The sequence below is a fragment of the Shewanella sp. HL-SH8 genome (assembly GCF_051165765.1).
GTDB classification, from domain to species: domain Bacteria; phylum Pseudomonadota; class Gammaproteobacteria; order Enterobacterales; family Shewanellaceae; genus Shewanella; species Shewanella glacialimarina.
This window is the reverse complement of record NZ_CP195039.1, coordinates 212,795-236,442: the sequence shown is the minus strand read 5'-3', so window position 1 is coordinate 236,442 and position 23,648 is coordinate 212,795. Positions and strand designations below refer to the sequence as shown.

Annotated in this window: 19 protein-coding genes; 15 read left to right on the top strand and 4 right to left on the bottom strand. The window is 44.5% G+C overall.

Annotated elements, in window-relative coordinates:
* Positions 1–2 precede the first annotated feature (2 nt).
* From gspF to ACRWQN_RS00975, 9 genes are read left to right on the top strand one after another with little or no spacing between them, the layout of a single operon-like run.
* A complete protein-coding gene (gene gspF / locus ACRWQN_RS01015; RefSeq protein WP_434930873.1) occupies positions 3–1,235 on the top strand; it encodes a type II secretion system inner membrane protein GspF in 1,233 nt (410 codons plus the stop codon).
* 54 nt (positions 1,236–1,289) lie between these two features.
* Complete coding sequence (gspG, locus tag ACRWQN_RS01010; RefSeq protein WP_226412444.1) at positions 1,290–1,724, top strand: type II secretion system major pseudopilin GspG; 435 nt, start codon at positions 1,290–1,292, stop codon at positions 1,722–1,724.
* Between the two features lie 3 nt (positions 1,725–1,727).
* A complete protein-coding gene (gspH, locus tag ACRWQN_RS01005; protein WP_434939498.1) occupies positions 1,728–2,306 on the top strand; it encodes a type II secretion system minor pseudopilin GspH in 579 nt (192 codons plus the stop codon).
* Positions 2,293–2,661: a type II secretion system minor pseudopilin GspI gene (gspI, locus tag ACRWQN_RS01000; RefSeq protein WP_434927585.1), complete on the top strand. Its 369-nt coding sequence runs from the start codon at positions 2,293–2,295 to the stop codon at positions 2,659–2,661. Before gspH ends, gspI begins: the two co-directional genes overlap by 14 nt.
* Positions 2,642–3,412, top strand: coding sequence for a type II secretion system minor pseudopilin GspJ (gspJ, locus tag ACRWQN_RS00995; RefSeq protein WP_434939497.1), 771 nt, complete (start codon positions 2,642–2,644; stop codon positions 3,410–3,412). The genes gspI and gspJ overlap by 20 nt, the downstream gene beginning before the upstream one ends.
* Positions 3,412–4,401, top strand: coding sequence for a type II secretion system minor pseudopilin GspK (gene gspK / locus ACRWQN_RS00990; RefSeq protein WP_434939496.1), 990 nt, complete (start codon positions 3,412–3,414; stop codon positions 4,399–4,401). Before gspJ ends, gspK begins: the two co-directional genes overlap by 1 nt.
* 48 nt (positions 4,402–4,449) lie before the next feature.
* Positions 4,450–5,667 (top strand): type II secretion system protein GspL, encoded by a 1,218-nt coding sequence (gspL, locus tag ACRWQN_RS00985; RefSeq protein WP_434927582.1) that lies wholly within the window; start codon positions 4,450–4,452, stop codon positions 5,665–5,667.
* 1 nt (position 5,668) lies between these two features.
* Positions 5,669–6,145: a type II secretion system protein M gene (locus tag ACRWQN_RS00980; RefSeq protein WP_434939495.1), complete on the top strand. Its 477-nt coding sequence runs from the start codon at positions 5,669–5,671 to the stop codon at positions 6,143–6,145.
* Between the two features lie 9 nt (positions 6,146–6,154).
* Positions 6,155–6,916: a type II secretion system protein N gene (locus ACRWQN_RS00975; RefSeq protein WP_434939494.1), complete on the top strand. Its 762-nt coding sequence runs from the start codon at positions 6,155–6,157 to the stop codon at positions 6,914–6,916.
* Positions 6,917–7,026: 110 nt separating this feature from the next.
* Here ACRWQN_RS00975 and yrfG read toward each other — a convergent pair whose 3' ends face one another.
* A complete protein-coding gene (gene yrfG / locus ACRWQN_RS00970; protein ID WP_434939493.1) occupies positions 7,027–7,701 on the bottom strand; it encodes a GMP/IMP nucleotidase in 675 nt (224 codons plus the stop codon).
* Between the two features lie 336 nt (positions 7,702–8,037).
* Between yrfG and ACRWQN_RS00965 the strand changes: the two genes are divergently transcribed.
* From ACRWQN_RS00965 to cysQ, 6 genes are all read left to right on the top strand, one after another.
* Complete coding sequence (locus ACRWQN_RS00965; protein WP_434939492.1) at positions 8,038–8,532, top strand: GNAT family N-acetyltransferase; 495 nt, start codon at positions 8,038–8,040, stop codon at positions 8,530–8,532.
* Between the two features lie 250 nt (positions 8,533–8,782).
* Positions 8,783–9,349: a phage tail protein gene (locus ACRWQN_RS00960; protein ID WP_434939491.1), complete on the top strand. Its 567-nt coding sequence runs from the start codon at positions 8,783–8,785 to the stop codon at positions 9,347–9,349.
* Positions 9,350–9,453: 104 nt separating this feature from the next.
* On the top strand, positions 9,454–11,544 hold the full coding sequence (locus tag ACRWQN_RS00955) for a beta strand repeat-containing protein (RefSeq protein WP_434939490.1): 2,091 nt from the start codon (positions 9,454–9,456) through the stop codon (positions 11,542–11,544).
* Positions 11,486–18,094: an Ig-like domain-containing protein gene (locus tag ACRWQN_RS00950; protein ID WP_434939489.1), complete on the top strand. Its 6,609-nt coding sequence runs from the start codon at positions 11,486–11,488 to the stop codon at positions 18,092–18,094. The genes ACRWQN_RS00955 and ACRWQN_RS00950 overlap by 59 nt, the downstream gene beginning before the upstream one ends.
* 196 nt (positions 18,095–18,290) lie before the next feature.
* Positions 18,291–18,839 carry an ADP compounds hydrolase NudE gene (gene nudE, locus ACRWQN_RS00945; protein ID WP_434939488.1) on the top strand — a complete coding sequence of 183 codons (549 nt, stop codon included), beginning with the start codon at positions 18,291–18,293 and terminating at the stop codon, positions 18,837–18,839.
* A 157-nt stretch (positions 18,840–18,996) separates the two neighbouring features.
* Positions 18,997–19,812, top strand: a complete 816-nt coding sequence (gene cysQ, locus ACRWQN_RS00940; RefSeq protein WP_434939487.1) for a 3'(2'),5'-bisphosphate nucleotidase CysQ — start codon at positions 18,997–18,999, stop codon at positions 19,810–19,812.
* A 228-nt stretch (positions 19,813–20,040) separates the two neighbouring features.
* Here the strand turns inward: cysQ and mnmH are convergent, their stop codons facing one another.
* From mnmH to ACRWQN_RS00925, 3 genes are all read right to left on the bottom strand, one after another.
* On the bottom strand, positions 20,041–21,141 hold the full coding sequence (mnmH, locus tag ACRWQN_RS00935; RefSeq protein ID WP_434939486.1) for a tRNA 2-selenouridine(34) synthase MnmH: 1,101 nt from the start codon (positions 21,139–21,141) through the stop codon (positions 20,041–20,043).
* Positions 21,134–22,195 carry a selenide, water dikinase SelD gene (gene selD, locus ACRWQN_RS00930; protein ID WP_434939485.1) on the bottom strand — a complete coding sequence of 354 codons (1,062 nt, stop codon included), beginning with the start codon at positions 22,193–22,195 and terminating at the stop codon, positions 21,134–21,136. Before selD ends, mnmH begins: the two co-directional genes overlap by 8 nt.
* A 232-nt stretch (positions 22,196–22,427) precedes the next feature.
* A complete protein-coding gene (locus ACRWQN_RS00925) occupies positions 22,428–23,534 on the bottom strand; it encodes an acyl-CoA desaturase (RefSeq protein ID WP_434927572.1) in 1,107 nt (368 codons plus the stop codon).
* Positions 23,535–23,648: the final 114 nt, after the last annotated feature.

Here is a 23,648-nt window from a genome sequence, read left to right as displayed (position 1 = left end):
CAATGGCAGCGTTTGAATACAAAGCCCTTGATAAAAAAGGCAAGCAACAAAAAGGGGTGATAGAAGCCGACTCGGCGCGTCATGCCCGTAGTCAATTACGTGAACAACGCCTAATGCCGGTAGAAATACAGCAAGTGGCAGACAAAGAGGCTCGTTCACAAAGTGGCGGTTTTAGTTTTGGTAACTTATTTAAGAAACGTATTTCTGTCGCGGAATTGGCGTTAATTACCCGACAAATTGCCACCTTAGTTGCCGCGGGTTTACCGATTGAAGAAGCCTTAAAAGCTGTGGGGCAACAATCTGAAAAAGCCCGTTTAGGTAATATGATTATGGCGGTTCGCTCACGGGTGGTCGAAGGTTATAGCCTTGCTGACTCAATGGCGGAATTCCCCCATGTATTTGATGACTTATATCGCGCTATGGTGGCGTCGGGTGAAAAATCTGGCCATTTAGAAGTAGTGTTAAATCGTTTAGCCGATTACACCGAGCGCCGCCAACAATTGAAATCAAAACTGACTCAGGCGATGATTTATCCTGCGGTACTGACCACGGTTGCTATTGGCGTCATTGCGGTATTATTAGCCGCAGTCGTACCTAAAGTGGTTGGTCAATTTGAACATATGGGACAAGAGTTACCCGGCACAACCCAGTTTTTAATTCTTGCCTCTGACTTTGTGCAAAACTACGGCTTTATTCTTGTCGGCGTGATTGTCGCCTTATTTGTTGTACTTAAACGCTTATTAACTCAGCCAGCAATGCGGATGAAGTTTGATTCATTACTCTTGAAACTTCCTGTGATTGGTAAGGTCAGTAAGAGTATCAATACCGCACGATTTGCTCGAACCCTAAGTATTTTATCCGCTAGTGCGGTGCCATTATTAGATGGTATGCGTATTGCCAGTGAAGTACTGCAAAATGTGAAAGTGCGTGCTGCCGTTGATGATGCCGGTGCTAGAGTGCGCGAAGGCACCAGTTTAGGCGCAGCATTAACCAACACTAAGCTTTTTCCCGCTATGATGCTGTATATGATCGCTTCGGGTGAAAAAAGTGGCCAGCTAGAAAATATGTTAGAACGTGCGGCAGATAACCAAGACCGTGAATTTGAATCTAACGTCAATATTGCTATCGGCGTATTTGAGCCGCTGCTTGTTGTTAGCATGGCAGGTGTAGTGTTATTTATTGTAATGGCAATTTTACAACCTATTTTAGAGCTCAACAATTTAATCAGCGGTTAATGCAAAGTCTTAACCCAAATCATATTAACAACACTGTTTTAGAGGAAGTATTCAATGCAAAAGCAAACCAAACAACGTGGTTTTACCTTACTTGAGGTCATGGTTGTTATCGTTATTCTAGGTATTTTAGCCTCAATGGTTGTTCCCAACTTAATGGGTAACAAGGATAAAGCCGATCAGCAAAAAGCGGTATCTGACATCGTTGCACTCGAAAACGCATTAGACATGTACAAGCTAGATAACAGTGTTTATCCAACCACAGATCAAGGTTTAGATGCATTGGTTCAAAAGCCGTCATCATCGCCAGAGCCACGTAACTACCGTGATGATGGCTATGTAAAACGTTTGCCACAGGACCCATGGCGCAACGAATATTTATTATTAAGCCCAGGTGAAAACGGCAAGTTAGATATCTTTAGCGCAGGTCCAGATGGTCAACCAGGTACTGAAGATGATATCGGTAACTGGAATTTACAAGATTTCCAATAAGCCATGCAAAAATATCGTCAATCTGGTTTTACGCTACTAGAAGTCTTGCTTGTTGCATTATTGATGGGGCTAGCCGCTGCGGCTGTCACCCTATCAATGGGCAGTGCTGGGCCTGAACAAGAGTTAAAAAAGCAAGCTCAACGCTTCATGGCTACAGTAGAATTAGTACTCGATGAAACCGTGTTAAGTGGCCAATTCATTGGCATAGTGGTTGACGAAAGCGCATATCAATTTGTGTATTATAAAGATGCTAAATGGGAACCCATAGAGCAAGATAAGCTGTTATCTGTTCATGATTTAGCGCCAGGAATGACGCTTAATTTAGTGTTAGATGGTATGCCTCTTGACCAAGAGGATGAGCAACAAGACTCTTGGTTTGATGAGCCCTTTATTGACGAGCCCAGTGCTGAAGATAAAAAGAAAAATCCTGAACCTCAAATTCTGTTGTTTCCAAGCGGTGAGATGACCCCATTTGAGCTGAACTTTTCAATAAACGATGAAAACCGACAACCTATTGATGTATTAGTTGTGGGTGATGCATTAGGGCGATTATCGATAGGGCGTTTTGATGAACAACTCTAAAGGCATGACCTTACTAGAAGTGATTGTCGCCTTAGCAGTATTTTCTATTGCAGCTGTGTCAGTCACAAAAAGTTTAGGCGAGCAAATGGCTAACATGCCCATTTTAGAAGAGCGAACCTTAGGGCAATGGGTTGCCAGTAATCAAATGGTTGAGGCGCGCTTGCCGGATAAGTTTCCCGACATTGGTTCAAAAGATGGCCAAGTAGAGCTGGCCGGTGAAGAGTGGTATTGGCGTCAAGAAGTGATAAAAACCACCGATGATAATTTCAGAATGATCCGAGTCAGTGTGAGTAAAGATCAGCGTTATACCCGCATAGTGGCACAAGTGAGTAGTTATGTTCACAACCGCGGTTAAAGGCCATAAAGGTTTTACCTTACTTGAGATGCTTATTGCTATCGCTATTTTTGCGATGGTTGGCCTTGCAGCAAACTCAGTGTTGTCGACCGTAATGAAAAACGATGAAGTGACCAAGGCTTTCTCCGTTCGTTTAAAAGCGTTACAACAAGGTTTTGGCGCAATTGAGCGAGATTTGGGTCAAATAGTTGCGCGTACATTTCGCGGCTTAGATGGTGAACGCAGTAACAGTTATTTTCAAAGTGGTGACAACCTACTTGAGTCAGAAACTGAAGCATTGGTGTTTTATCGGTTAGGTTGGTTAAACCCTGATGGCATTTTACCCCGAGGCAGTATCCAGTCGGTTGCCTATATTGTTCAAGGTGGTCGCTTAGAGCGTTGGTATTATCCTTACCCAGAGCCTGAAAGTGGTGCAGAGCCATTAAAAACACTTATTATTGAAAATGTATTATCAATAGAATATTCATTTTATATTAATGATAAATGGGAGCGAAAAACCGATGGCACCACCATGCCAAAAGGGATTGCGATTAACTTAGAAATTGAGGGCTTAGGAAAAATTCAACGCCAGTTTTTATTGCCCAAAGGTGCATCAGCACCCAAACCTAGCGACAAAAATGATTCTAATAATGGATCAAGCGGTAATAATGAGTCAGACAAAGATAAAGTTGACGATGGTACGAATAATGGTGACGGGACTGATGATAATGGCCGTAATGTCGGCAATGGTAATGATGGTGGACGAGGTTGATGGGGCGTCATAAGCAGCAGGGCGTAGCCATGATAGTGGTGATTTTAATTGTTGCTGTGGTAGTGACAATTGCCACTAATATCACCAGTCGCAACCAGCTCTCAATGCGTCGAACACTTAATTTAGCGCAATATGATCAGGCTTATTGGTATGCCCTGTCTGGCGAAGAGTTGGCAATGAAAGTACTCAAACAAGACTTTGAAGATGCCGACGGTAATATCGTTCATCGCCAGCAATATTGGGCATTAGCCGACGTGATTTTTCCTGTTGAAGACGGCCAAATTGCCGGTGAAATACAAGATATGCGTGCCTGTTTCAACTTGAATGCCGTAGGGCTTGAGTCAAAAGAAGTTGAAAATGGGCAGCCAAAATTAACCTTGGCGGCTAAACAGTTTCAAGGGTTATTAATTGCCCTAGGCATGGATGAGTTTGGTGCAGAGCGTTTAACGCATACCCTAAAAGATTATATTGATGAAGATACTTTATCGGGTCCATTTGGTGCAGAAGATGCCGAATATGAGTCTCGAAAAGTACCGTATCGTGCAGCGAATACATTAATGCAGCATCGTAGTGAGCTTCGTGCAGTGCTGGGCTTTACCCAAGATATATATGTAACACTATTACCCTATATTTGTGCGATACCCGGTGATGATCGCCAATTGCTTAATGTGAATACTATTGAAGTTGAACAAGCGGCGTTAATGGTAGGCATGTTGGATAATCAGATTTCTATTGCCGATGCCGAAAATATTATTAACCAGCGACCTGCAGATGGTTATGAAAAAATAGAAGATTTTTGGGATAACTCCTCAGTGAGAGGAATAAAGTCTGAAGCGACTCTTCGTTCAAGTTTTGTGATTACGAGTGATTATTTTTTACTGCACTCAGGTGCCAAAGTAGATAATGCAATATTCAGAATGGACAGTGTATTGAAGCGCAGTGGCAATAAATTAGATGTCATCACTCGCCAGTACGGTGGCCAACAATAATAACAAACTCAACCGCATGATGCGGTAAGAGATTGGTGGAGAATAACAGTGTCTGAAAGGCTATTTATCCGATTAGGTAAAACAGCAGATCACCCATGTTCATGGTTAGTGTGGTCTGAGCAGGAGCAAGAAATCATTGCTTCAGGCGAATTACCCGATGCGCTCAGTCTTAACAGCTTAACAGCTCGTGTAGGTAATCGACCTGTTGATGTGTTAGTGCCAGCAGCAAGCATGACGTTAACTAAAATAGCGGTACCTGAAAAAGGCCAACGTCAAGCGCTTAAGGCGTTGCCATTTATGCTGGAAGAGTCCATTGCCAGTGATGTAGATAACATGCATTTTGTGGTAGGAACCCGCCATGGTGACAATGTTAATGTGGTCGCGGTTGAGCATCAACAAATGCAATTATGGCTAACATGGTTAATGGATGCAGGTTTAAAAGCAAAACGCATTGTCCCTGATTGTTTAGCCTTACCCCTTGAGCAATGTCGCTGGGCTATTATGAGCTTTGGTGATGAGTATTTATTGCGAACAGGCGAAGGTGCTGGTGTCAGTTTGCCTAAGGCCTGGACTGACTTAGCATTGCCAAAGTTAGTCGCAGAGGCGCAAAAAAGTGCCGCTATCGAGCAGAGCATTGATGTTGCTTGTTATAGTGAAGGAATAACCTTTAACGCTAACCATATAACGCTGTCCCCTAAACCGCTTGAACTCCCTATGATGGTATTGGCCAAAGGTATTTTGAATGCCCCGGTTAACCTATTATCAGGTGCATATAAGCCCAAGCGTGAATACAGCAAACACCTTATGTTATGGCGTAATGCTGCGATCATGATGGTAGCTGTTTTGGTATTGGCGCTCGTTAATAAAGGTTTGGCAATTTCTCAATTAAATCATCAGACAGCGGCAATGAAAATTCAAAGTGAGGCGATATTTAAGTCTGTAGCGCCAAGCATTAATCGTATTGTGGACATTCGCTCCCAAATCAATAGCCAGTTGCGCAGTATGCAAGGTCAAGGTGGTGGAGTGGCATTTTTTGAAATGTTAGATGGGTTGAAGCCCGCATTTTCCAGTGTACCTCAACTTAAACCCACCTCATTGCGTTTTGATGCAAACCGTAATGAATTAAGGATGCAGGTTGTTGCTGACAATTATGCCCAGTTAGATAAATTTAAAGACATTGTCAGCAAAGACTTCCAGCTCGATGGCGGTGCAATGAACAGTAATGAAGACAGTGTTACCAGCACACTAACCTTGAGGAGCAAATAAGATGGATAATTTGCGTATTTGGTGGCAAGGCTTAGTGCATCGAGAGCAACAATTAGTCGGTTTTTGTAGTGTGTTTGTGGTGATTGGGATTTTGTATTGGGGAGTATGGTCGCCTATTTCAAATGCTCAACAAACAGCCGAGCGTAATTATAATGCTGAGTTGCAAAACTTAAATTATGTGAAGCAAACGGCCAATAAAATAGCCGGCCTGGAAAAAGCTGGAGCAAAAGCGCAAGCCAGTGGTAGCTTGAGCTCGATTGTGAACCAAACCGCTAGCCAATATAATTTAGAAATAACCCGAATGCAGCCGCAGGATAATAAAATTCAACTGTGGATGGACGAAGTGCCATTTGATTCGCTGTTAGACTATTTACATGATTTGGTTGATCAAAAAGGCTTAACATTAGATAGCGTCGATTTATCAGATTCAGATACGGCCGGTTTTGTTAACGTCAGACGTATTCAGTTCTCTCAGTAAGGAATGTTTGTGAAATTATTTGTCAAAATTAGCATCGCTGTAGTGGTGTATTTGATTTTTTTGATTGTCTATTTACCCGCCAGTTTATTGGTGAGCTTAGCGCCACTGCCGAACAATATTCAGTTTGCGGGTGTGGACGGTACTTTATGGAATGGTAAAGCCGATCTGGTGCGTATCGATCAACGCCAGTTAGAGCAAGTGAGCTGGCAGTTGAGTCCGTGGGCATTGTTTATTGGCCGTGCAGATATTGATTTTAAAATCGGTACGCGGGCAACGGCTGTCAGCAGTAAAGGCAGTATCAGTTACTCTTTTTCTGGTTTACAGGTTGAAAACTTACGCTTTGATGCGCCCAATAGTTTTATTGTCGCAGGCGCTCGCTTGCCGTTTAGAGCGCAACTAAATGGCGACATCAGCTTAATGGTAGAAAAGCTAGAGCAGGGTCTGCCCTGGTGTGAGCAGCTTGCGGGTAAGTTGTTTTTAAACAGTACTCACCTGACCAATCAATTTGGCGAGTATCCATTGGGTAATATTGCTTTAGGTCTGAACTGTCTTGATGGTCAAGTGCAATTAACTACCGACGAGCAATTGAATCAATTAGGTTTGGTGGGCACTATTACTTTGGCTGAAAATAATCTGGTTAAAGTCAGTGCTAAAATAAAACCTACAGCGGCTCAGCCAAAAGATTTAACCGAAGCTTTAGCATTTTTGGGTAGACAAGATAGCCAAGGATATTATCCGATTAATTATCAAGGTGCGATTCCGGGTTTATAAGCGTCAGCGAGTGCTGAGAGTTCGAGTATTGATTATGAAAGGGCGCACTAGCGCCCTTTTTTCATCAGTGAGGTTATGGACAATTGCGCCATTACTACCTTGGGCTAGTGTTATAGATGTTGGCCTGCAAGTAAGTCATCTAATAAATGATGGTAATCATCAATTGCCGGAAAATCATTAAATAGCTTATGGCCTTTTTGGCTGTCAGGATTTTTTATGCCTAGCTGAAACCCTATGCCCGCCTTTTTCGATGCGACTAAAATCGGTTCACTGTCATCAATAAATAAACATCTGGCGGGATCTAGCTGATATTTTTCAATCGCTGTTAACCAGAACTGCGGATGCTCTTTAGGGTAACCCGTTTCATGACTTGATAACATCGCATCTAAACCCTGTGCCAGTTCAGTATGCTCAAGTTTTAACGCTAAACTTTTAGGGTGGGCATTGGTGAATAAGATACGTTTTTTATTCATAGCACCCAATGCCATAAGAAAAGGCATGCTGTCTTGACGCATTTGAATGCGTTCAACAAGTGAATAATGCAGAGTGGGAATATCCAGCTCAAGCTGCTGCTGCCAATAATCTAAACAATACCAATCTAATGTGCCAGTCACTTTGTGGTAAGCGTTTTCGACTAATTGCTTGGCCGCATCAAGGCTAATTTGTCTTTGTTGGCTTAATTGCTGCGGCACTAAAGTAAGCCAAAAATGGTTATCAAAGTGTAAATCCAGCAAGGTGCCGTCCATGTCGAGTAACACTGTATCTATATTATTCCAGTTAAACATCAATAAATCCTTTGCAGATAAAAAGTTTAGCCATCACTTGTCATTCTTCCTTTATATACTAGCCTCAACAAGCGTACTGAATATTTAAACGTCACTTTGATAAGGGTATAAATTCATTATCTTTGCTAATGTGATTCAACGCAATTTAACAAATTTAACAAATTTAACAGCATATAGTGATAACAGTTCGGAGTTAAATTCGGACCTTACTTAAAAAGGGTGACCTTATGTTAATAAACACTATTTTCAAGATGTTTTGACATTGTGCAGCAGAGCAGCAAGTTAAGTATGTTAGCTACCTTCAGTTGCTAACTATGTCTTATTTTTGGAGTACTAATGTTAAGTCAGCTAAATCCACTATTGAATATCTGTGTGCGCCTAGCCAGTGATGATGACGCATTTATTATGGCGCAGCTATTTTATTCTACCCGTAGCGATTTATATCAACTTGGATTACCCCAAGTTACAGTTGATATGCTATTGCAGCAGCAATATCAACTTCAACAAATGTCCTACAAAAATCAATTCCCCAAGGTAATGGATTATATCCTGTGCCGCCAAGCTCAGGTAATTGGCAAGCTGACCTTAGAGGTTAAGCCAGAATATTTGTGGCTTGTCGATTTGGTGATAGCGCCTGACACCCGTAGCAAAGGCGTTGGCACCGCAGTGTTAGAAGCGCTTAAGCAAGATGCCAAGGGGCGGCAAGTCCCCATTTACTTGTCTGTAGCGATAGATAATCCAAGAGCGAAAGCTCTTTATTATCAGCAAGGTTTTACTCTACAAGGTGTTACGGATACTCATGAAAGCATGCAGTGGCAATACCGCACATAAATGACATTATTTAAATATAGTACCCATGTATCTTTTTTTATGCCTATACCCTTGCAGTGTCGTTTTTTTTACTACACTTGTATCGTTTGGATCATTGTAATTGTTTTTAGGTGATGCGCAGTAAAGTGCAAAGGGCTTATTAGCGATAAATTTAGGTAACGCGTTTTGTGCTTAAAATATCACAAGTCCTGACGTTTAAAACAAGCAAGATTAAATAGACTTAATCGTAAATAATCTAAGGAGAGAAAACATGTCAGAACCATTTCTTGGCGAAATCCGTATGTTTGCGGGGAATTTTGCTCCACAAGGTTGGGCGTTTTGTGCTGGTCAACTATTAGACATAGCATCAAACCAAGCCCTGTTTTCACTTCTAGGTACCACCTATGGTGGGAATGGTACGGTTAGCTTCGGCCTTCCTGATTTACGTGGCCGCAGCCCTGTTGGTATGGGAGCGGGGCCAGGCTTAACCCCAGTTAAACAAGGAGTATTAGTCGGTCAGGAATCGGTTAACTTAAGTGTGGATCAATTACCCGATAGATCTTTGGCGGTAACAGTCAGTGTTGCAATACCCGCGTCAGCTGCAGGTGTGGATATGATAGCTAAGCCGACTGATTCAACTGTATTAGGCTCCATCGCCGCTGGTGGTCGCCCAGGTACGCTTTATTCAAAGGATGTTGCCGATGTCACCTTAAGGCCCTTCAGTGCAACCGGTAATACAGCATCCTTGGGTAGTGGGGCACCAGTCTCTTTGCGTAATCCAAATATAGGCACTAATTTCATTATTGCCCTGGAAGGTCTGTTTCCATCTCGTAATTAACCTTGTTATGTACGTTCGATAAGCGTTCCTAGTTGGAGCACCTTGTTGTTAAGTGAAAATTGTTATCCAGTAAGTGCATCTACCTATTATAAAAAGAGAATATTATGCTTAAAAATATGCTTACCAATACCATTAACACACTTGGAGTTCCAACTAAACAATATTGCGTTGCTTGGCTCAGACTATGTGTAAGTATTTTATTCTTGACCATGATGCAACCTGCTTGGGCGGTGACGCCTGCCGATGAAAATTATGATGACAACGCGTTAGCTGATGTTGCTACGAGCAATTTATTTACCTTGGATGGTGTCAAATATACGCTGACAGGTTCTGGCGGCACCTATCGAAATACGATAGAAAACTCATCTGGGTTTTCGCTTTTGGGTAACAGCGGGGCGGATCACTATTTGATGATTGATAAGAATGGCATTGCTAATCTTTCTAGCGTCAAAATTGAAGCCGCCGATGGAAGTGCTTTCCGCTTATCAGGTTTTAGTTTTGATGCTCTTGCAGACGCTAATATTACCGTGACCCCGAGCGGCGGTAGTGCACTTTCTTATACTAGTAATGGTTTGTATATTACTCAGCAAAATGTTGATACATCAAGTAATACCGACTTTCAAAATATTACTAGCATAACCATTGCAGGGGCAAATCTTGGTATTTTTTTTGATGACCTGAACTTTGAGCCTGCGGTTTTACCAGCGCCTACTATCACCAGCGCAACCTACAATGCCTCGACGGGTGCGTTGGTTGTAACTGGCACTAATTTCTCGGCAACGGCGGGCGCGACCAATGATGTTGTTGCGAATAAATTCACTCTGACGGGTGAGGGCTTCGCTACCTACACATTAACCAATACCGCCGATGTAGAGATTTCCTCCGCGACCAGTTTCACCTTAACCCTGAGTGCAACTGATCGCGCCAGTGTTAATGTTCTGACCAATAAAAATAATGCCACTTCTACGAGCGGAACTAGCTATAACCTTGCCGGTGTGGCAGGTTTTATCGCCAATGCCCCTGCCACAGCAGACTTGACCGCCAATGCTATTACGGTTTCAAGTGTACCTTTGCCGACAATTTCTACGGCAGCTTACAACGCCAGTACCGGTGTGCTCACGGTGTCAGGCTCTGGTTTTACTGGGCTTGCAGGCGCGACTAACGACATAGTGGCAAATAAATTTACCCTCCACGGTGAAGCGGGTGCGAGTTATACCCTAACCGATACAAGCGGCGTTGAAATAACCTCTAATACCAGCTTTTTGTTAACCTTTAGTGCAACAGATAAGGCCGCCTACAATCTCATCGCCAATAAAAATGGGGGATTATCGACAGATATATCCACCTATTACTTGGCGGCGGCAGATGATTGGGCTGCAGGTGCGGATTCAACTATCGATGTTGAGGATTCTTCGGGCAATAACATTACGGTGACTAATGTCCCTCTGCCGACCATTAGCAGCGCACTTTATAGCGCCTCTACGGGTGTATTGGCTGTTACCGGGGCTGGCTTCACCAGCTCAGGCCCTGGTGGTAGCGATGATATTATCGCGAATAAATTTACCCTTAGGGGAGAGTCGGGTGCCACTTACACCTTAACGGATACCGCCAGTGTTGAGGTCACCTCGGGTACCAGCTTTACCTTCACGTTGAGCGCCACGGATAAGTCAGGTGCTAATGCCCTCCTGAATAAAAATGGAACCAGCTCTGTTGATGCCACTACTTACAATCTCGCAGCGGCGGAAGATTGGGCGCCAGGCGCAGACTCAACCCTGACCATTGCTGATCTGGCTGGCAATGGAATTACCGTTAGTAATGTGTTTGCTGCGCCGGGTGCACCCACAATAGGCACGGCTACAGCGGGAGATACCCAAGTGTCGGTTACCTTCAGCGCGCCGGGTTCTGATGGTGGCTCAGCGATTACCGGTTATACGGTAACGGCGAATCCGGGTGGTGCAAGCGCATCTGGTGCAGGTTCGCTCTTAGTGGTGACGGGTTTGACGAATGGCCAGGCCTATACTTTTACGGTAACGGCTACCAATGGTATTGGCACTGGCTCTGCCTCGGCAGCCTCAAACAGTGCAACTCCTAAGTCGCCACAAACCATCACTTTCGGCAATCCGGGCACGCAAAATTTTGGCACTACGCCAACACTCAGCGCGAGCGGCAACATCTGGTTTAACGCCAACCTTTAGTTCCACCACAACGGGTGTTTGTACTATTACCAGTGGCGGCGCATTAACGTTTGTGACTACAGGTACCTGTAGTATTGATGCCGACGAAGTAGGTAATAGCAGCTATCTGGCCGCCGCGACTGTTATGCGCTCATTCAGCGTAAATGCGGTAGTGCCGGGAGCACCTACAGCGGCGACTGCAACAGCCGGTGATGCTCAAGCGGCTGTTAGTTTTACTGCTCCGGCATTCACTGGTGGCGCTGCAATAACGGGTTATACCGTTACCTCTAGCCCTGGAGCCTTAACGGGTACTGGCGCAGGTTCACCAATTACAGTGGCGGGCTTAACCAATGGTGTTGCCTATGCCTTTACCGTTACGGCGACTAACTCTACGGGTGTTGGTGCAGCCTCTGGAGCCTCTAGTGCTATTACGCCTAAGGCTGCACAAACTATTTCTTTTAGTAACCCAGGCGCGCAAAACTTCGGCACCACGCCAACGCTAAGTGCCAGCGCCAGTTCAAGCTTAATGCCAACCTTTAGCTCATCCACCACTGGTGTGTGTAACATCACCAGTGTCGGAGCCTTGAGCTTTGTCACCACAGGCACTTGTACCATTAATGCTGACCAGGCAGGTAACAGTGCTTATTTACCGGCAGCCCAGGTGAGTCAGAGTTTCTCTGTCACTGCCGTAGTTGCAGACGCGCCAACAATTGGCACTGCGACAGCGGGTGATACCCAGGCTATCGTGAGTTTCGCGGCACCAGCTAATACTGGCGGTGCAGCGATTAGCGCTTATACCGTGACCTCTAGCCCCGGTGGTTTGACTGCCAGCGGCGCTGCTTCACCCTTAACGGTTGCAGGCCTGACCAACGGCACAGCGTATAGCTTTAGCGTTACGGCAACAAATTCCGTGGGCACAGGCTCTGCCTCAATCGCATCGAACAGCGTGACGCCGATTGCAGCGCAAACGATAACCTTTGCCAATCCTGGTAATCAAAGCTTTGGCACTAACCCGACCTTAATGGCGAGCGCCAGCTCAAGCTTAACGCCGACCTTTACCTCATCCACCACCGGCGTGTGTACTATCACCAGTGTCGGAGCCTTGAGCTTTGTTACCACAGGCACTTGTACGATTAATGCTGACCAGGCAGGTAACAGTGCCTATTTAGCAGCAGCTCAGGTGAGTCAGAGTTTCTCTGTCACTGCCGTGGTTGCAGACGCGCCAACAATTGGCACGGCGACAGCGGGTGATGCTCAAGCGAGTGTGATTTTTAGTACACCTACTAATACTGGCGGCGCAGCGATTAGCGCTTATACCGTGACCTCTAGTCCCGGTGGTTTGACTGCCAGCGGCGCAGCTTCACCCTTAACGGTTACTGGCCTCACTAATGGTACTGCTTACACTTTTAGTGTGGCAGCCACAAACAGTGCGGGTGTCAGTGGTAGCTCAAGCGCATCGAACAGCGTGACGCCTATAGGGTCGCAAACGATAACCTTTGCCAATCCTGGGGCGCAAAATATAGGCACAAGCCCAACCTTAACGGCGAGTGCCAGCTCAAGCTTAACGCCGACCTTTACCTCATCCACCACCGGCGTGTGTACTATCACCAGTGTCGGAGCCTTGAGCTTTGTCACCACAGGCACTTGTACCATTAATGCTGACCAGGCAGGTAACAGTGCTTATTTACCGGCAGCCCAGGTGAGTCAGAGTTTCTCTGTCACTGCCGTAGTTGCAGACGCGCCAACAATTGGCACTGCGACAGCGGGTGATACCCAGGCTATCGTGAGTTTCGCGGCACCAGCTAATACTGGCGGTGCAGCGATTAGCGCTTATACCGTGACCTCTAGCCCCGGTGGTTTGACTGCCAGCGGCGCTGCTTCACCCTTAACGGTTGCAGGCCTGACCAACGGCACAGCGTATAGCTTTAGCGTTACGGCAACAAATTCCGTGGGCACAGGCTCTGCCTCAATCGCATCGAACAGCGTGACGCCGATTGCAGCGCAAACGATAACCTTTGCCAATCCTGGTAATCAAAGCTTTGGCACTAACCCGACCTTAATGGCGAGCGCCAGCTCAAGCTTAACGCCGACCTTTACCTCATCCACCACCGGCGTGTGTACTATCACCAGTGTCGGAGCCTTGAGCTTTGTTACCACAGGCACTTGTACGATTAATGCTGACCAGGCAGGTAACAGTGCCTATTTAGCAGCAGCTCAGGTGAGTCAGAGTTTCTCTGTCACTGCCGTGGTTGCAGACGCGCCAACAATTGGCACGGCGACAGCGGGTGATGCTCAAGCGAGTGTGATTTTTAGTACACCTACTAATACTGGCGGCGCAGCGATTAGCGCTTATACCGTGACCTCTAGTCCCGGTGGTTTGACTGCCAGCGGCGCAGCTTCACCCTTAACGGTTACTGGCCTCACTAATGGTACTGCTTACACTTTTAGTGTGGCAGCCACAAACAGTGCGGGTGTCAGTGGTAGCTCAAGCGCATCGAACAGCGTGACGCCTATAGGGTCGCAAACGATAACCTTTGCCAATCCTGGGGCGCAAAATATAGGCACAAGCCCAACCTTAACGGCGAGTGCCAGCTCAAGCTTAACGCCGACCTTTACCTCATCCACCACCGGCGTGTGTACTATCACCAGTGTCGGAGCCTTGAGCTTTGTTACCACAGGCATCTGTACAATTAATGTTAATCAGGCAGGTAACCGTGCCTATTTAGCAGCGGCTCAAGTGAGTCAGAGTTTTGCTGTGAATGGTGTGGTTGCAGGCGTGCCAACAGCAGTAAACGCCACAGCAGGAGATAGCAGTGCGAGTGTAAGCTTCACTGCCCCAGCGAGTGATGGAGGCAGCGTCATTAGCGGTTACACAGTGACCTCTAGTCCCGGCGGATTAACGGTTACGGGAACGGCCTCACCGTTAACAGTAGCAGGACTGACCAACGGCACCTCGTACAGCTTTAGTGTAACGGCAACAAATGCAACAGGCACAAGTGCCGCGTCAGCCAGTTCAAATAGCGTGACGCCAAATGGTGCTCCTGTAATTAGTTCTACTCCACTATTAAGTACTGATCAGAGAGCGAGTTATGTTTATACATTGACAGCGGTAGATAGTGTTGGCGACATTCTTACGTTTAGTGCTTCATCGTTACCTGCTTGGTTAAGCTTTAATCCAGTAACGGCAGTGTTAAGTGGCGTACCCAATCGAGATGATGTGGGTAGCCACGCCATTGGGTTGAAAGTGACTGATGCAGGAGGTTTATTTGCCACTCAAACATTTACTCTAATAGTGAATGCGACCAACATCGCACCAGTGGCTGATGATGCAAGTGTCACCCTAGAGGAAGATGCCTCGGTGTCAATTAACTTTACAGCTGTTGATGAGGACGATGATCCAGTTAGTTTTGAGGTAGTGACTCAGCCAACATCGGGTACATTAGATAAGCATGGGTCAGTGTGGTTATACACGCCAAATGTAGACTTTAATGGTGAAGACAGTGTGCGCTTTATTGCTAAAGATGCAGAGTTGAGTTCGACTCCTGGTGTTATTAGTATCATAGTCACACCTGTTAACGACGAGCCTAAAGCGGTCGATGACAGTTTTAGTCAGAGCCTGTCGACGGATAATAGCTATACCTTAGCGGTATTGGACAACGATACAGATGTTGATGGTGACACCTTGACCATAGATGGCGCTGCTGCCGATGTAGGCAGCGTGCTAATTGTAGCTGCACAGCTTAAATACCAAGCTCCAGCGGGTTTTGTTGGTCCAGTGGCACTGCGTTATAGCATTTCCGATGGCCATAAAGGTCGCAATAATGCAAAAGTACAATTGCTTATCACAGGTGAAAGCTCAGCTGATGCGCCTGTGATTACTGTGCCTGCTGACATTACCGCTAACGCGACAGGGCTATTTACTAAGCTTAAGTTAGGTGTTGCCACAGCGGTTGATAAAGCAGGCAAGAAACTTGCGGTATCACTGGTAAACACCAAGCAGCTGTTTGCGCCAGGTGAGCATGTTGCCTATTGGCAAGCTACAGATAGCCAGGGTCGCAGTTCGATTAAAGCGCAAAAAGTGACAGTGAAACCGCTTATTTCCATTAGCCGTAACCAAGTGGTCAGCGAGGGTAATGAAGCACATTTCAGCGTGTTCTTAAATGGGCCATCACCGCAGTATCCTGTCAGTATTCCTTATACAGTGTCTGGCAGTAGTGATAGCAATGACCATGACTTAGTCGATGGGGTGTTTGAGATAACCTCTGGTTTAAGTGCAAGCTTTAGCGTTAACGTGTTCGATGATGGGGTAACGGAAGCGGATGAAGATCTGATAATCAGCTTAGACTCAAGCCTTAATATCAGCGGCCAGCGTGAAACCCGCTTATTGATTACTGAAGCAAACATTGCACCGACGGCTAGTATCGTGGTTACCCAGTCAAATGAGCCACGGACTCAATTGAGCAAGCAAGATGGAAAGGTGTACATTCAGGCGAAAAGCCAAGATGTGAATTTGCAAAATAGCCTTACAGAGGTCTGGTCAACAGGTGTGTTGGTGTTAGAAAGTGATGCCGATGGCAGTTACTTTGACCCTAGTACGCTTGATGCGGGTATTTATCCTATTAGCTTGGTAGTGACCGATGATGGTACGCCGCAATTATCGACTGAGGTGCAATTAACCTTATTGGTGAAAGACAGCTTACCCGTACTAACAGGAAGTGACAGCGATGGTGATTTAATCCCAGATAATCAAGAAGGCTTTGCTGATACCGATGGTGATGGTATTGCTGATTACCTGGATGGGATTAATGAGTGTAACGTGCTGCAAGAAAAGGTGAGTTCGCAACAGACCTTCCTTGCAGAAAGTGAGCCGGGTGTGTGTTTGCACTTAGGTAATGCGGCGCTAAGTAATGGTGCTCAAGGTCTTCAGATACCAGACGATAACTTAATCCCTGATCCAATAGCATTTATTCCAGCAGGTGGCTTGTTTGATTTTGTAATCGACGATCTCCCAACACCAGGCATGACTGTTAGTATCGTTATTCCGCAAATACAACCCATACCGGCAAGCGGTGTGTATCGTAAGTTTATGCGCGGTAGATGGGTGAGCTTTGTGGAGAATGCCAACAATTCAATCCACTCTAGTCAGGGCTCTGCCGGTTATTGTCCGCCACCAGGCGCTGCAGAATGGCAGCCCGGCTTAATTGAAGGCTACCATTGTGTGCAGTTAACCATAGAAGATGGCGGCCCTAACGATGATGATGGTCTTGTCAATAGCGCGGTTTCAGACCCGGGCGGGGTTGCTGTGATGCTTAACAATAATCACTTACCAGTGGCAAATGCAGACAGTGCGTCTTTATCATTGAACCAAAGTATTGATATAGATGTGCTGGCAAATGATACCGATATCGATGGTGATACCTTGAGCGTGCAGAATGTGACCAGCGATTTTGGTGATGCGGTGATTTTAGCCAACCAGCAAATCAGTTACACTCCTGATGTTGACTTCATTGGCATAGACGTACTGTCCTACAGTATTTCAGATGGACAAGGTGGCACATCAACTAGTCAACTTACGGTAACCGTGAGGGCTAATAGTGCACCCACCACAATCGATGACACAGCTAATACGGATGATAGAACCAGCTTGCTGTTAAATGTATTAAGTAACGACAGTGATATCGATGGTGACAGCTTAACGTTAGTCAGTATTACAGCATTACAAGGGGCTGTATCGATAGAATCTAACCAGCTGCTTTATACGCCTAAACAGGGGTTTGAGGGGGTTGATACAGTGAGCTATTTGATAAGTGATGGTGCTGGCGGCGAAGCCTCAGGGCAAGTGTTAGTGACCATTAAAGCTTATCAAGAAGTTGTTATCGATAATCAATCCGGTGGTGGTAGCTTATCCTTGTACGGATTGGTGCTACTTGCTTTTGGTGGTTTAGTGCGTAGAGGTAAATGGCTGACGATAGCAATCAGCAGCGTATTATTGACCAGTGTGATAACACAAGCTAATGCAACTGAAGCCAACAGCTGGTATCTAGATGGGTTTGTTGGACAAGCGTATGCTGATAGCAAGATACAAAATTGGCAATATCCAAACGATACTGAAGTCACTGATGTTGATGATAGCGATACTGCATTGGGTTTGAGTGCGGGTTATCAATGGAACACTTTTTTTGCTGTGGAGTTAGGTTATTCTGACTTTGGTAGCGGCACTGCACAACTTAAAGGCAGCACCTTAAGCCCTGAGGCATATCAACAGGCATTGAAATCGGTTACGCCGATACTGGCTGATGGTATAACTCTAGGACTGCGTTTTACTTTAGTTGAGCATCAGGATTGGCGATTTGAGATACCGGTCGGTTTATTTAGATGGAATGCCGATATTGCCAGCCAGATGAATAATAACCGTATAATGACCGAGCTTAGTGGTACTGATTGGTATATTGGAATGCAATTTCATTACCAAATGACCGAGTCCTGGTCTTTAGGGCTGGGGTACCAATATGTTGATATTGAGCCAAATGATATTTTAACTGGCCAGCTCAGTTTACGTTATCATTTTTAAAGGGTTGTAGAAGTGAAAAAGGAGCTAATTAGCTCCTTTTTTATTGAGTCTGAATCCCAAAAGTAGTGCTATGAATCATCTTTAATGACTAAAACATAGAAACTTGTTTTAAGAAGACTGTAAATTCCGGTTGTAGATTACGCTTAGGGTAGTAATATTGTCGCTTGTCTTATTTCATTCGTCACACGGGGTTGCAATGACACAGCGGCATAGTAAGCCGGAAATCTTGCACACAGAAATTGTCGCTAAAAGTCGACTATTTCAAATTGAGCAAGTTCATCTTAAGTTTTCCAATGGTGTTGAGCGCCAGTATGAGCGAATGAAGGGCGGAAGCCGTGGCGCTGTAATGGTTGTGCCTATTCATCAAGGTCAGTTGTTACTGGCAAAAGAGTATGCCGCCGGAACGGATAATTACGAATTAGGTTTTCCTAAAGGGCTTATTGATCCTGGTGAAAAGGCTATTGAGGCTGCTAATCGTGAATTACAAGAAGAAATAGGTTTTGCCAGTAAAAAATTAACCCATCTAAAAACGTTGTCACTGGCACCGGGGTACTTCTCTAGCAAGATGCATATTTTTGTTGCTGAACAATTGTATGCCAGTGAACTTGAAGGTGATGAACCTGAACCGATTATTGTGGTGCCTTGGGCACTAGATGATTGGCAAGCATTGTTAGATAACCCCGACTTTTCTGAATCTCGAAGTGTAAGCGCACTTTTTTTAGCTAAACAGTTTTTAGCGAAGTAATTTCTAGCTAAATAACTGCTTGTTTCGCCGTATGAGTCATACAGAGGTAAGTGCCATTCACTTACCCAGTAAAGTATTATCCTCGCACTTTGGCTAAAGTTAGCTAAAGTTAGTTTTAATCAGTAATACATGCTTATTTCCAGCAACTGGAGTTGTAATGAAGCCTGAAGCCATCATCGAACAAGCAATTGAAATTGCTATCGAAGCAGGGAATGCTATTCGTAAAATCTACCAATCAGGTGATTTTAAACGAGAGATAAAATCTGATAATACCCCTGTAACGTCTGCCGACTTGGCCGCCCATGATATCATTTGTTCACGTCTTGCTAAATTGACACCGGACATTCCTATTCTCAGTGAAGAAGATGCTGATATCCCTTTGTCTGTCAGACAAAACTGGTCAAAGTATTGGTTAGTCGATCCGCTTGATGGTACTGGTGAATTTATTGCTGGTAGTGGTGATTTTTCGGTGATTATTGCCCTTGTTGAACATAATCGTCCCATTATGGGAATTGTTTATGCGCCAATGACCGAGGTATGTTATTACGCTATTGCAGGGTTAGGTGCCTATAAACGTAGCCCCGAAGGTGAAGTACGTATTACTAGCACTCAATTAGCGCTATCAGAGCAAAATCATCTGCGAATAGCGGTTAGCCGCCGACAAGATCCCAAAAAGGTACTTAAATTATTTAACCACCCTAAAGACTGCGAGTTAGTGGTGTTAGGTGGTGCGGCATTAAAGAGTTGCTTAGTTGCCGAGGGGCAGGCCGATTGTTATATCCGTTTGGGCCCAACAGGTGAGTGGGACACAGGTGCAGCACAAATTATTGTCGAAGAAGCGGGTGGAGCCTTGGTTGATATCAACTTACACCCAATGACTTACAATGAACGTGATACCTTAGAGAACCCTAACTTTATTGTTGTTGGGACAGAAAACCTCCCATGGAATGTTATGTTACTTAATGACGAGTAATTAATTTCTACTTGAGTTAAGAAATGTATTCAATCAGCTAAATTCAATCCGTTTAGCCTATATTAGCCACAGCATATGTGCATATTCCTGAATAATGTTGCTGACACCTTAGGGGGAACATTATTCAGGGAGTGATAGAGTTAAATAAAACACTGTGTAAAGAGTTAAAAGTGCCGTTGGCATTAATGACGACGCGATATAAGTTAACCCTCCGGTAAAACAAGTTGTCTATTTTTGCTCATCCAACCATTGGTGCACTTCAGTGGCATTACCTTTAAAAATCACCTTAGTGAGTTTTTTATGAAGTTGGTATTCGTACATGGGATCATAGTATTTGCTGAGTAACTGGCTTATCCAGGCGTAATGACCATCAAGATTATGCTGATTTTGCTGCTGCTTTAATGCTTGTTGAATAAGTCCTTGTAACTCGTCATGTTGTTTTCCGCCTAAGCGTTTACGGATTTTGCTAATACTGTCGACTAAATACACTGCAAACGCGTTAAACCCCTCAACCTCTCCGAATAGAGTGCAATATTGTTGGTGCATATTACTGACATATTCACCATGAAGTCTATCGACTCGGGCATTAAATGCTTCTTCAAGTAATACAATTGGCGCTTGCTGCATGGCTTTAAAAAATGGCTGCGGAATAGCGGTACGGCCAATTAAGAAGCTCTCATCTTCTAACAGCAATTTGGATGATGGCTTGAGCTGTTGATATTTAAGTAACGCGACCCCTAGATTATTTTCAAAATTAATTTGGCTAGGTTGTGAGCTTATTTGTTTACCAAAACTTGATCCGCGATGATTAGCCAGCCCTTCTAGGTCGATGGTTTCTTTACGTTGATGAATAAACTCAGTTTTACCACTACCGGTGCTGCCGCTTAAAATCAAAAAATGGTGATTTGATTCAGCTTGTTCAATAGTACTAATCAGAAAGCTACGTAGTGCCTTGTATCCCCCATAAACATAGGGAATATCAATACCTACATTTTGCAGCCATTGTTGGCTAAGTTGAGAGCGAAGGCCGCCTCGAAAACAATATAAATAACTATGATTATGTTGGTGTACTTGTTTGCACCAGGCATCAATTCGGCTTTGCTTAATATCACCGCTGACTAATTGATGGCCTAGGGTAATGGCGGCTTGTTGCCCTTCCTGTTTATAACAGGTACCCACTAGTTGACGCTCTCTATCATTCATCAAAGGTAAATTAACTGACTCGGGAAAAGCACCTTTATTGAACTCAATTGGCGCGCGAACGTCGATCAGAGGTCGCTTTTCTAGTAACAATCGACCGTATTCACTGGCGGCAATGGTATTACTCATTGAGTAAAGCCACTAGTTGTTCAGGTGTGTTCAATGCATTGCTACTCAATGTCCCAATACAATGGAGGGCAATTTGATGCTCAGCTAATACTTTGTGTAACTCTGCCAGCGCCGATTCATTTACTGCTATCAATAAACCACCACTGGTTTGAGGATCACATAATATTGCCTGCTGGTAATCGGTCAATGATGGTAAATGCGGTGCATAACTTTGATAGTTACGACTTGTTCCCCCAGGAATACAACCTTGGGTAATATAGTTATCGACTTCAGCTAATCTAGGAATGGCATTAAAGTTAAGTGTCGCAGTGAGATTAGCCCCTTGGCAGAGTTCGATTAAATGACCTGCTAAACCAAACCCAGTAACATCTGTTAAGGCATTGACGCCTTTTATTTTAGCGATATCTTGGCCAACGTTATTCAGCTGACACATAGCATCAATTGCAATGTGATTATGTTCGGGTTTAAGTTTTTTTTGTTTTTGAGCCGTTGTCAGTACACCAATACCAATAGGTTTGGTCAGATACAGCTTATCATCAGTTTTAGCCGTGCTGTTTTGCTTTAAATCATTCAACTTTACCTGGCCTGTCACTGCTAAACCAAAAATAGGTTCTGGTGCATCAATACTGTGCCCTCCCGCTAACATAATGCCGGCATCTTTACAGGCCTGGCGTCCGCCATCTATGACTTGTTGAGCCACTTCTGCAGGCAGTTTGTTTACTGGCCAGCCTAAAATAGCTATCGCCATTATTGGGGTTCCGCCCATGGCATAAATATCACTTATTGCGTTCGTCGCTGCAATACGACCAAAGGTAAAAGGGTCGTCGACGATAGGCATAAAGAAGTCAGTAGTACTAATAATCCCAATATCATCATTGAGTTTGTATACCGCAGCATCATCACGCGTGTCATTACCGACCAGGATATTAGGGTCAGTGAATAGCGGTAATTGTGATGACAGTATAGTACTGAGTACTTGGGGGGATATTTTACAACCGCATCCCGCACCGTGGCTGTATTCGGTTAAGCGAATGTCTTGATAATTGGACTTCATAATGAATAACTTAATCTAAGGAAGTGAAGGTCTGTTATAGATTCATTGTGAAAGATAATCTGGTACTTGGGTAGCATTAAATAGAAAAAGCGCATTTGAATTAGTTTTTGCAATTGCTATAGCGTTTTTATACACAGTCAACGGGCTAATAAAAATGCCGCGCCCTTAAAGGGCGCGGCATTAATGTCACTATAAAGCGGCTGTTAATTGGCCGCTAGAATTCAGACTAAAACTACGCGTAAGCAGCCGTCAGGCTTTTCCATTGTCGCTGCTGCTCAAGAAAGCGTTCGCGAAGTTCTTGAACCTGTTCTTTTAAGTGGGTATCAACTAATTGCTTTCGCTTAGCTTCAATCAACGCTTTTTTGGCTTGATAGTATTCCATCAAATGCTGCTTCATAAGTTCATATTCAGCTTGGAAGGTATCAATTATTTCATCGCAATTAGGTAAATGGGCAACTTTATACTGTACACGTTGCAGTTGCATTTTCAGTTTAGCAGCTTCAATACGCTCTTGTGGTACTTTACGTAAGTCAGAGGCTAGGCCAACCCAGTCCATCGTTTTTATTAACCACTTGGTTGGATCGTAATCCCACCATTTAATACCATTACGGTAATCATTTTCAAAAATATGGTGGAAGTTGTGGTAACCCTCACCGTATGTCAGCAAGGCTAAAAAAGCATTGTCGCGAGCGGTGTTTTTGTTTGTGTACGGCTGTTTACCCCAAATATGGGCAAGTGAGTTAATGAAGAAAGTACAATGATGCACTACCACCAATCGTAGCAAGCCAGCCATTAATACCATTGACACTATGTCACCATTTAACCAGCCCAATAAAGCAGGTAAGCCGATATTCATTAAAATAACCAATGCTAAATAGTGTTTGTGTTGCCACACAAGAATCGGATCATTTTGCAAATCGCGGACGTTATTGTAATCACTATAACGACTCGCTTGATATTCACGTAACATCCAACCTATATGGCTGTACCAAAAGCCCAGCTTAGCTGAGTAGGGATCTTTGTCGTTATTATCGACATGTTTATGATGTACACGGTGATCACTACACCAGTGTATAGCACTATTTTGTAATGCTAATGCACCACCTAATGCAAATAATACTCGCATTGCCGGATGCGCTTTGTAGGCTTTATGGGACCAAAGACGATGATAACCAGCGGTGATAGACAAGCCACTGGCATAGGCTAAAACAATGAAGGCAAGCCATTCTACACCATCAAAACCGTGCGCTATACCGCGCCAAGGCACTAATACCACAGCACCAATAAAGGTAATAGCGAACAACAAGGTGTTAAGCCAAATAATAGGAGGTTTTTTCATCTAATCGCTTTCCTGCTAACTTTTAAATATGAGTCTAAACTAATTGAGCGTACATATGTAAGCTAATTTATCCTGTGATCTGTTTTGGGTCAAGCTCAATAGGGCTGTGTTTAT

Bases quoted from the DNA above. Each gene is read 5' to 3' on its own strand.
- gspF (WP_434930873.1), top strand. From the start codon at position 3: ATGGCAGCGTTTGAATACAAAGCCCTTGATAAAAAAGGCAAGCAACAA.
- gspG (WP_226412444.1), top strand. From the start codon at position 1,290: ATGCAAAAGCAAACCAAACAACGTGGTTTTACCTTACTTGAGGTCATG.
- gspH (WP_434939498.1), top strand. From the start codon at position 1,728: ATGCAAAAATATCGTCAATCTGGTTTTACGCTACTAGAAGTCTTGCTT.
- gspI (WP_434927585.1), top strand. From the start codon at position 2,293: ATGAACAACTCTAAAGGCATGACCTTACTAGAAGTGATTGTCGCCTTA.
- gspJ (WP_434939497.1), top strand. From the start codon at position 2,642: ATGTTCACAACCGCGGTTAAAGGCCATAAAGGTTTTACCTTACTTGAG.
- gspK (WP_434939496.1), top strand. From the start codon at position 3,412: ATGGGGCGTCATAAGCAGCAGGGCGTAGCCATGATAGTGGTGATTTTA.
- ACRWQN_RS00980 (WP_434939495.1), top strand. From the start codon at position 5,669: ATGGATAATTTGCGTATTTGGTGGCAAGGCTTAGTGCATCGAGAGCAA.
- yrfG (WP_434939493.1), bottom strand. From the start codon at position 7,701: ATGTTTAACTGGAATAATATAGATACAGTGTTACTCGACATGGACGGC.
- ACRWQN_RS00965 (WP_434939492.1), top strand. From the start codon at position 8,038: ATGTTAAGTCAGCTAAATCCACTATTGAATATCTGTGTGCGCCTAGCC.
- ACRWQN_RS00960 (WP_434939491.1), top strand. From the start codon at position 8,783: ATGTCAGAACCATTTCTTGGCGAAATCCGTATGTTTGCGGGGAATTTT.
- ACRWQN_RS00955 (WP_434939490.1), top strand. From the start codon at position 9,454: ATGCTTAAAAATATGCTTACCAATACCATTAACACACTTGGAGTTCCA.
- nudE (WP_434939488.1), top strand. From the start codon at position 18,291: ATGACACAGCGGCATAGTAAGCCGGAAATCTTGCACACAGAAATTGTC.
- cysQ (WP_434939487.1), top strand. From the start codon at position 18,997: ATGAAGCCTGAAGCCATCATCGAACAAGCAATTGAAATTGCTATCGAA.
- mnmH (WP_434939486.1), bottom strand. From the start codon at position 21,141: ATGAGTAATACCATTGCCGCCAGTGAATACGGTCGATTGTTACTAGAA.
- selD (WP_434939485.1), bottom strand. From the start codon at position 22,195: ATGAAGTCCAATTATCAAGACATTCGCTTAACCGAATACAGCCACGGT.
- ACRWQN_RS00925 (WP_434927572.1), bottom strand. From the start codon at position 23,534: ATGAAAAAACCTCCTATTATTTGGCTTAACACCTTGTTGTTCGCTATT.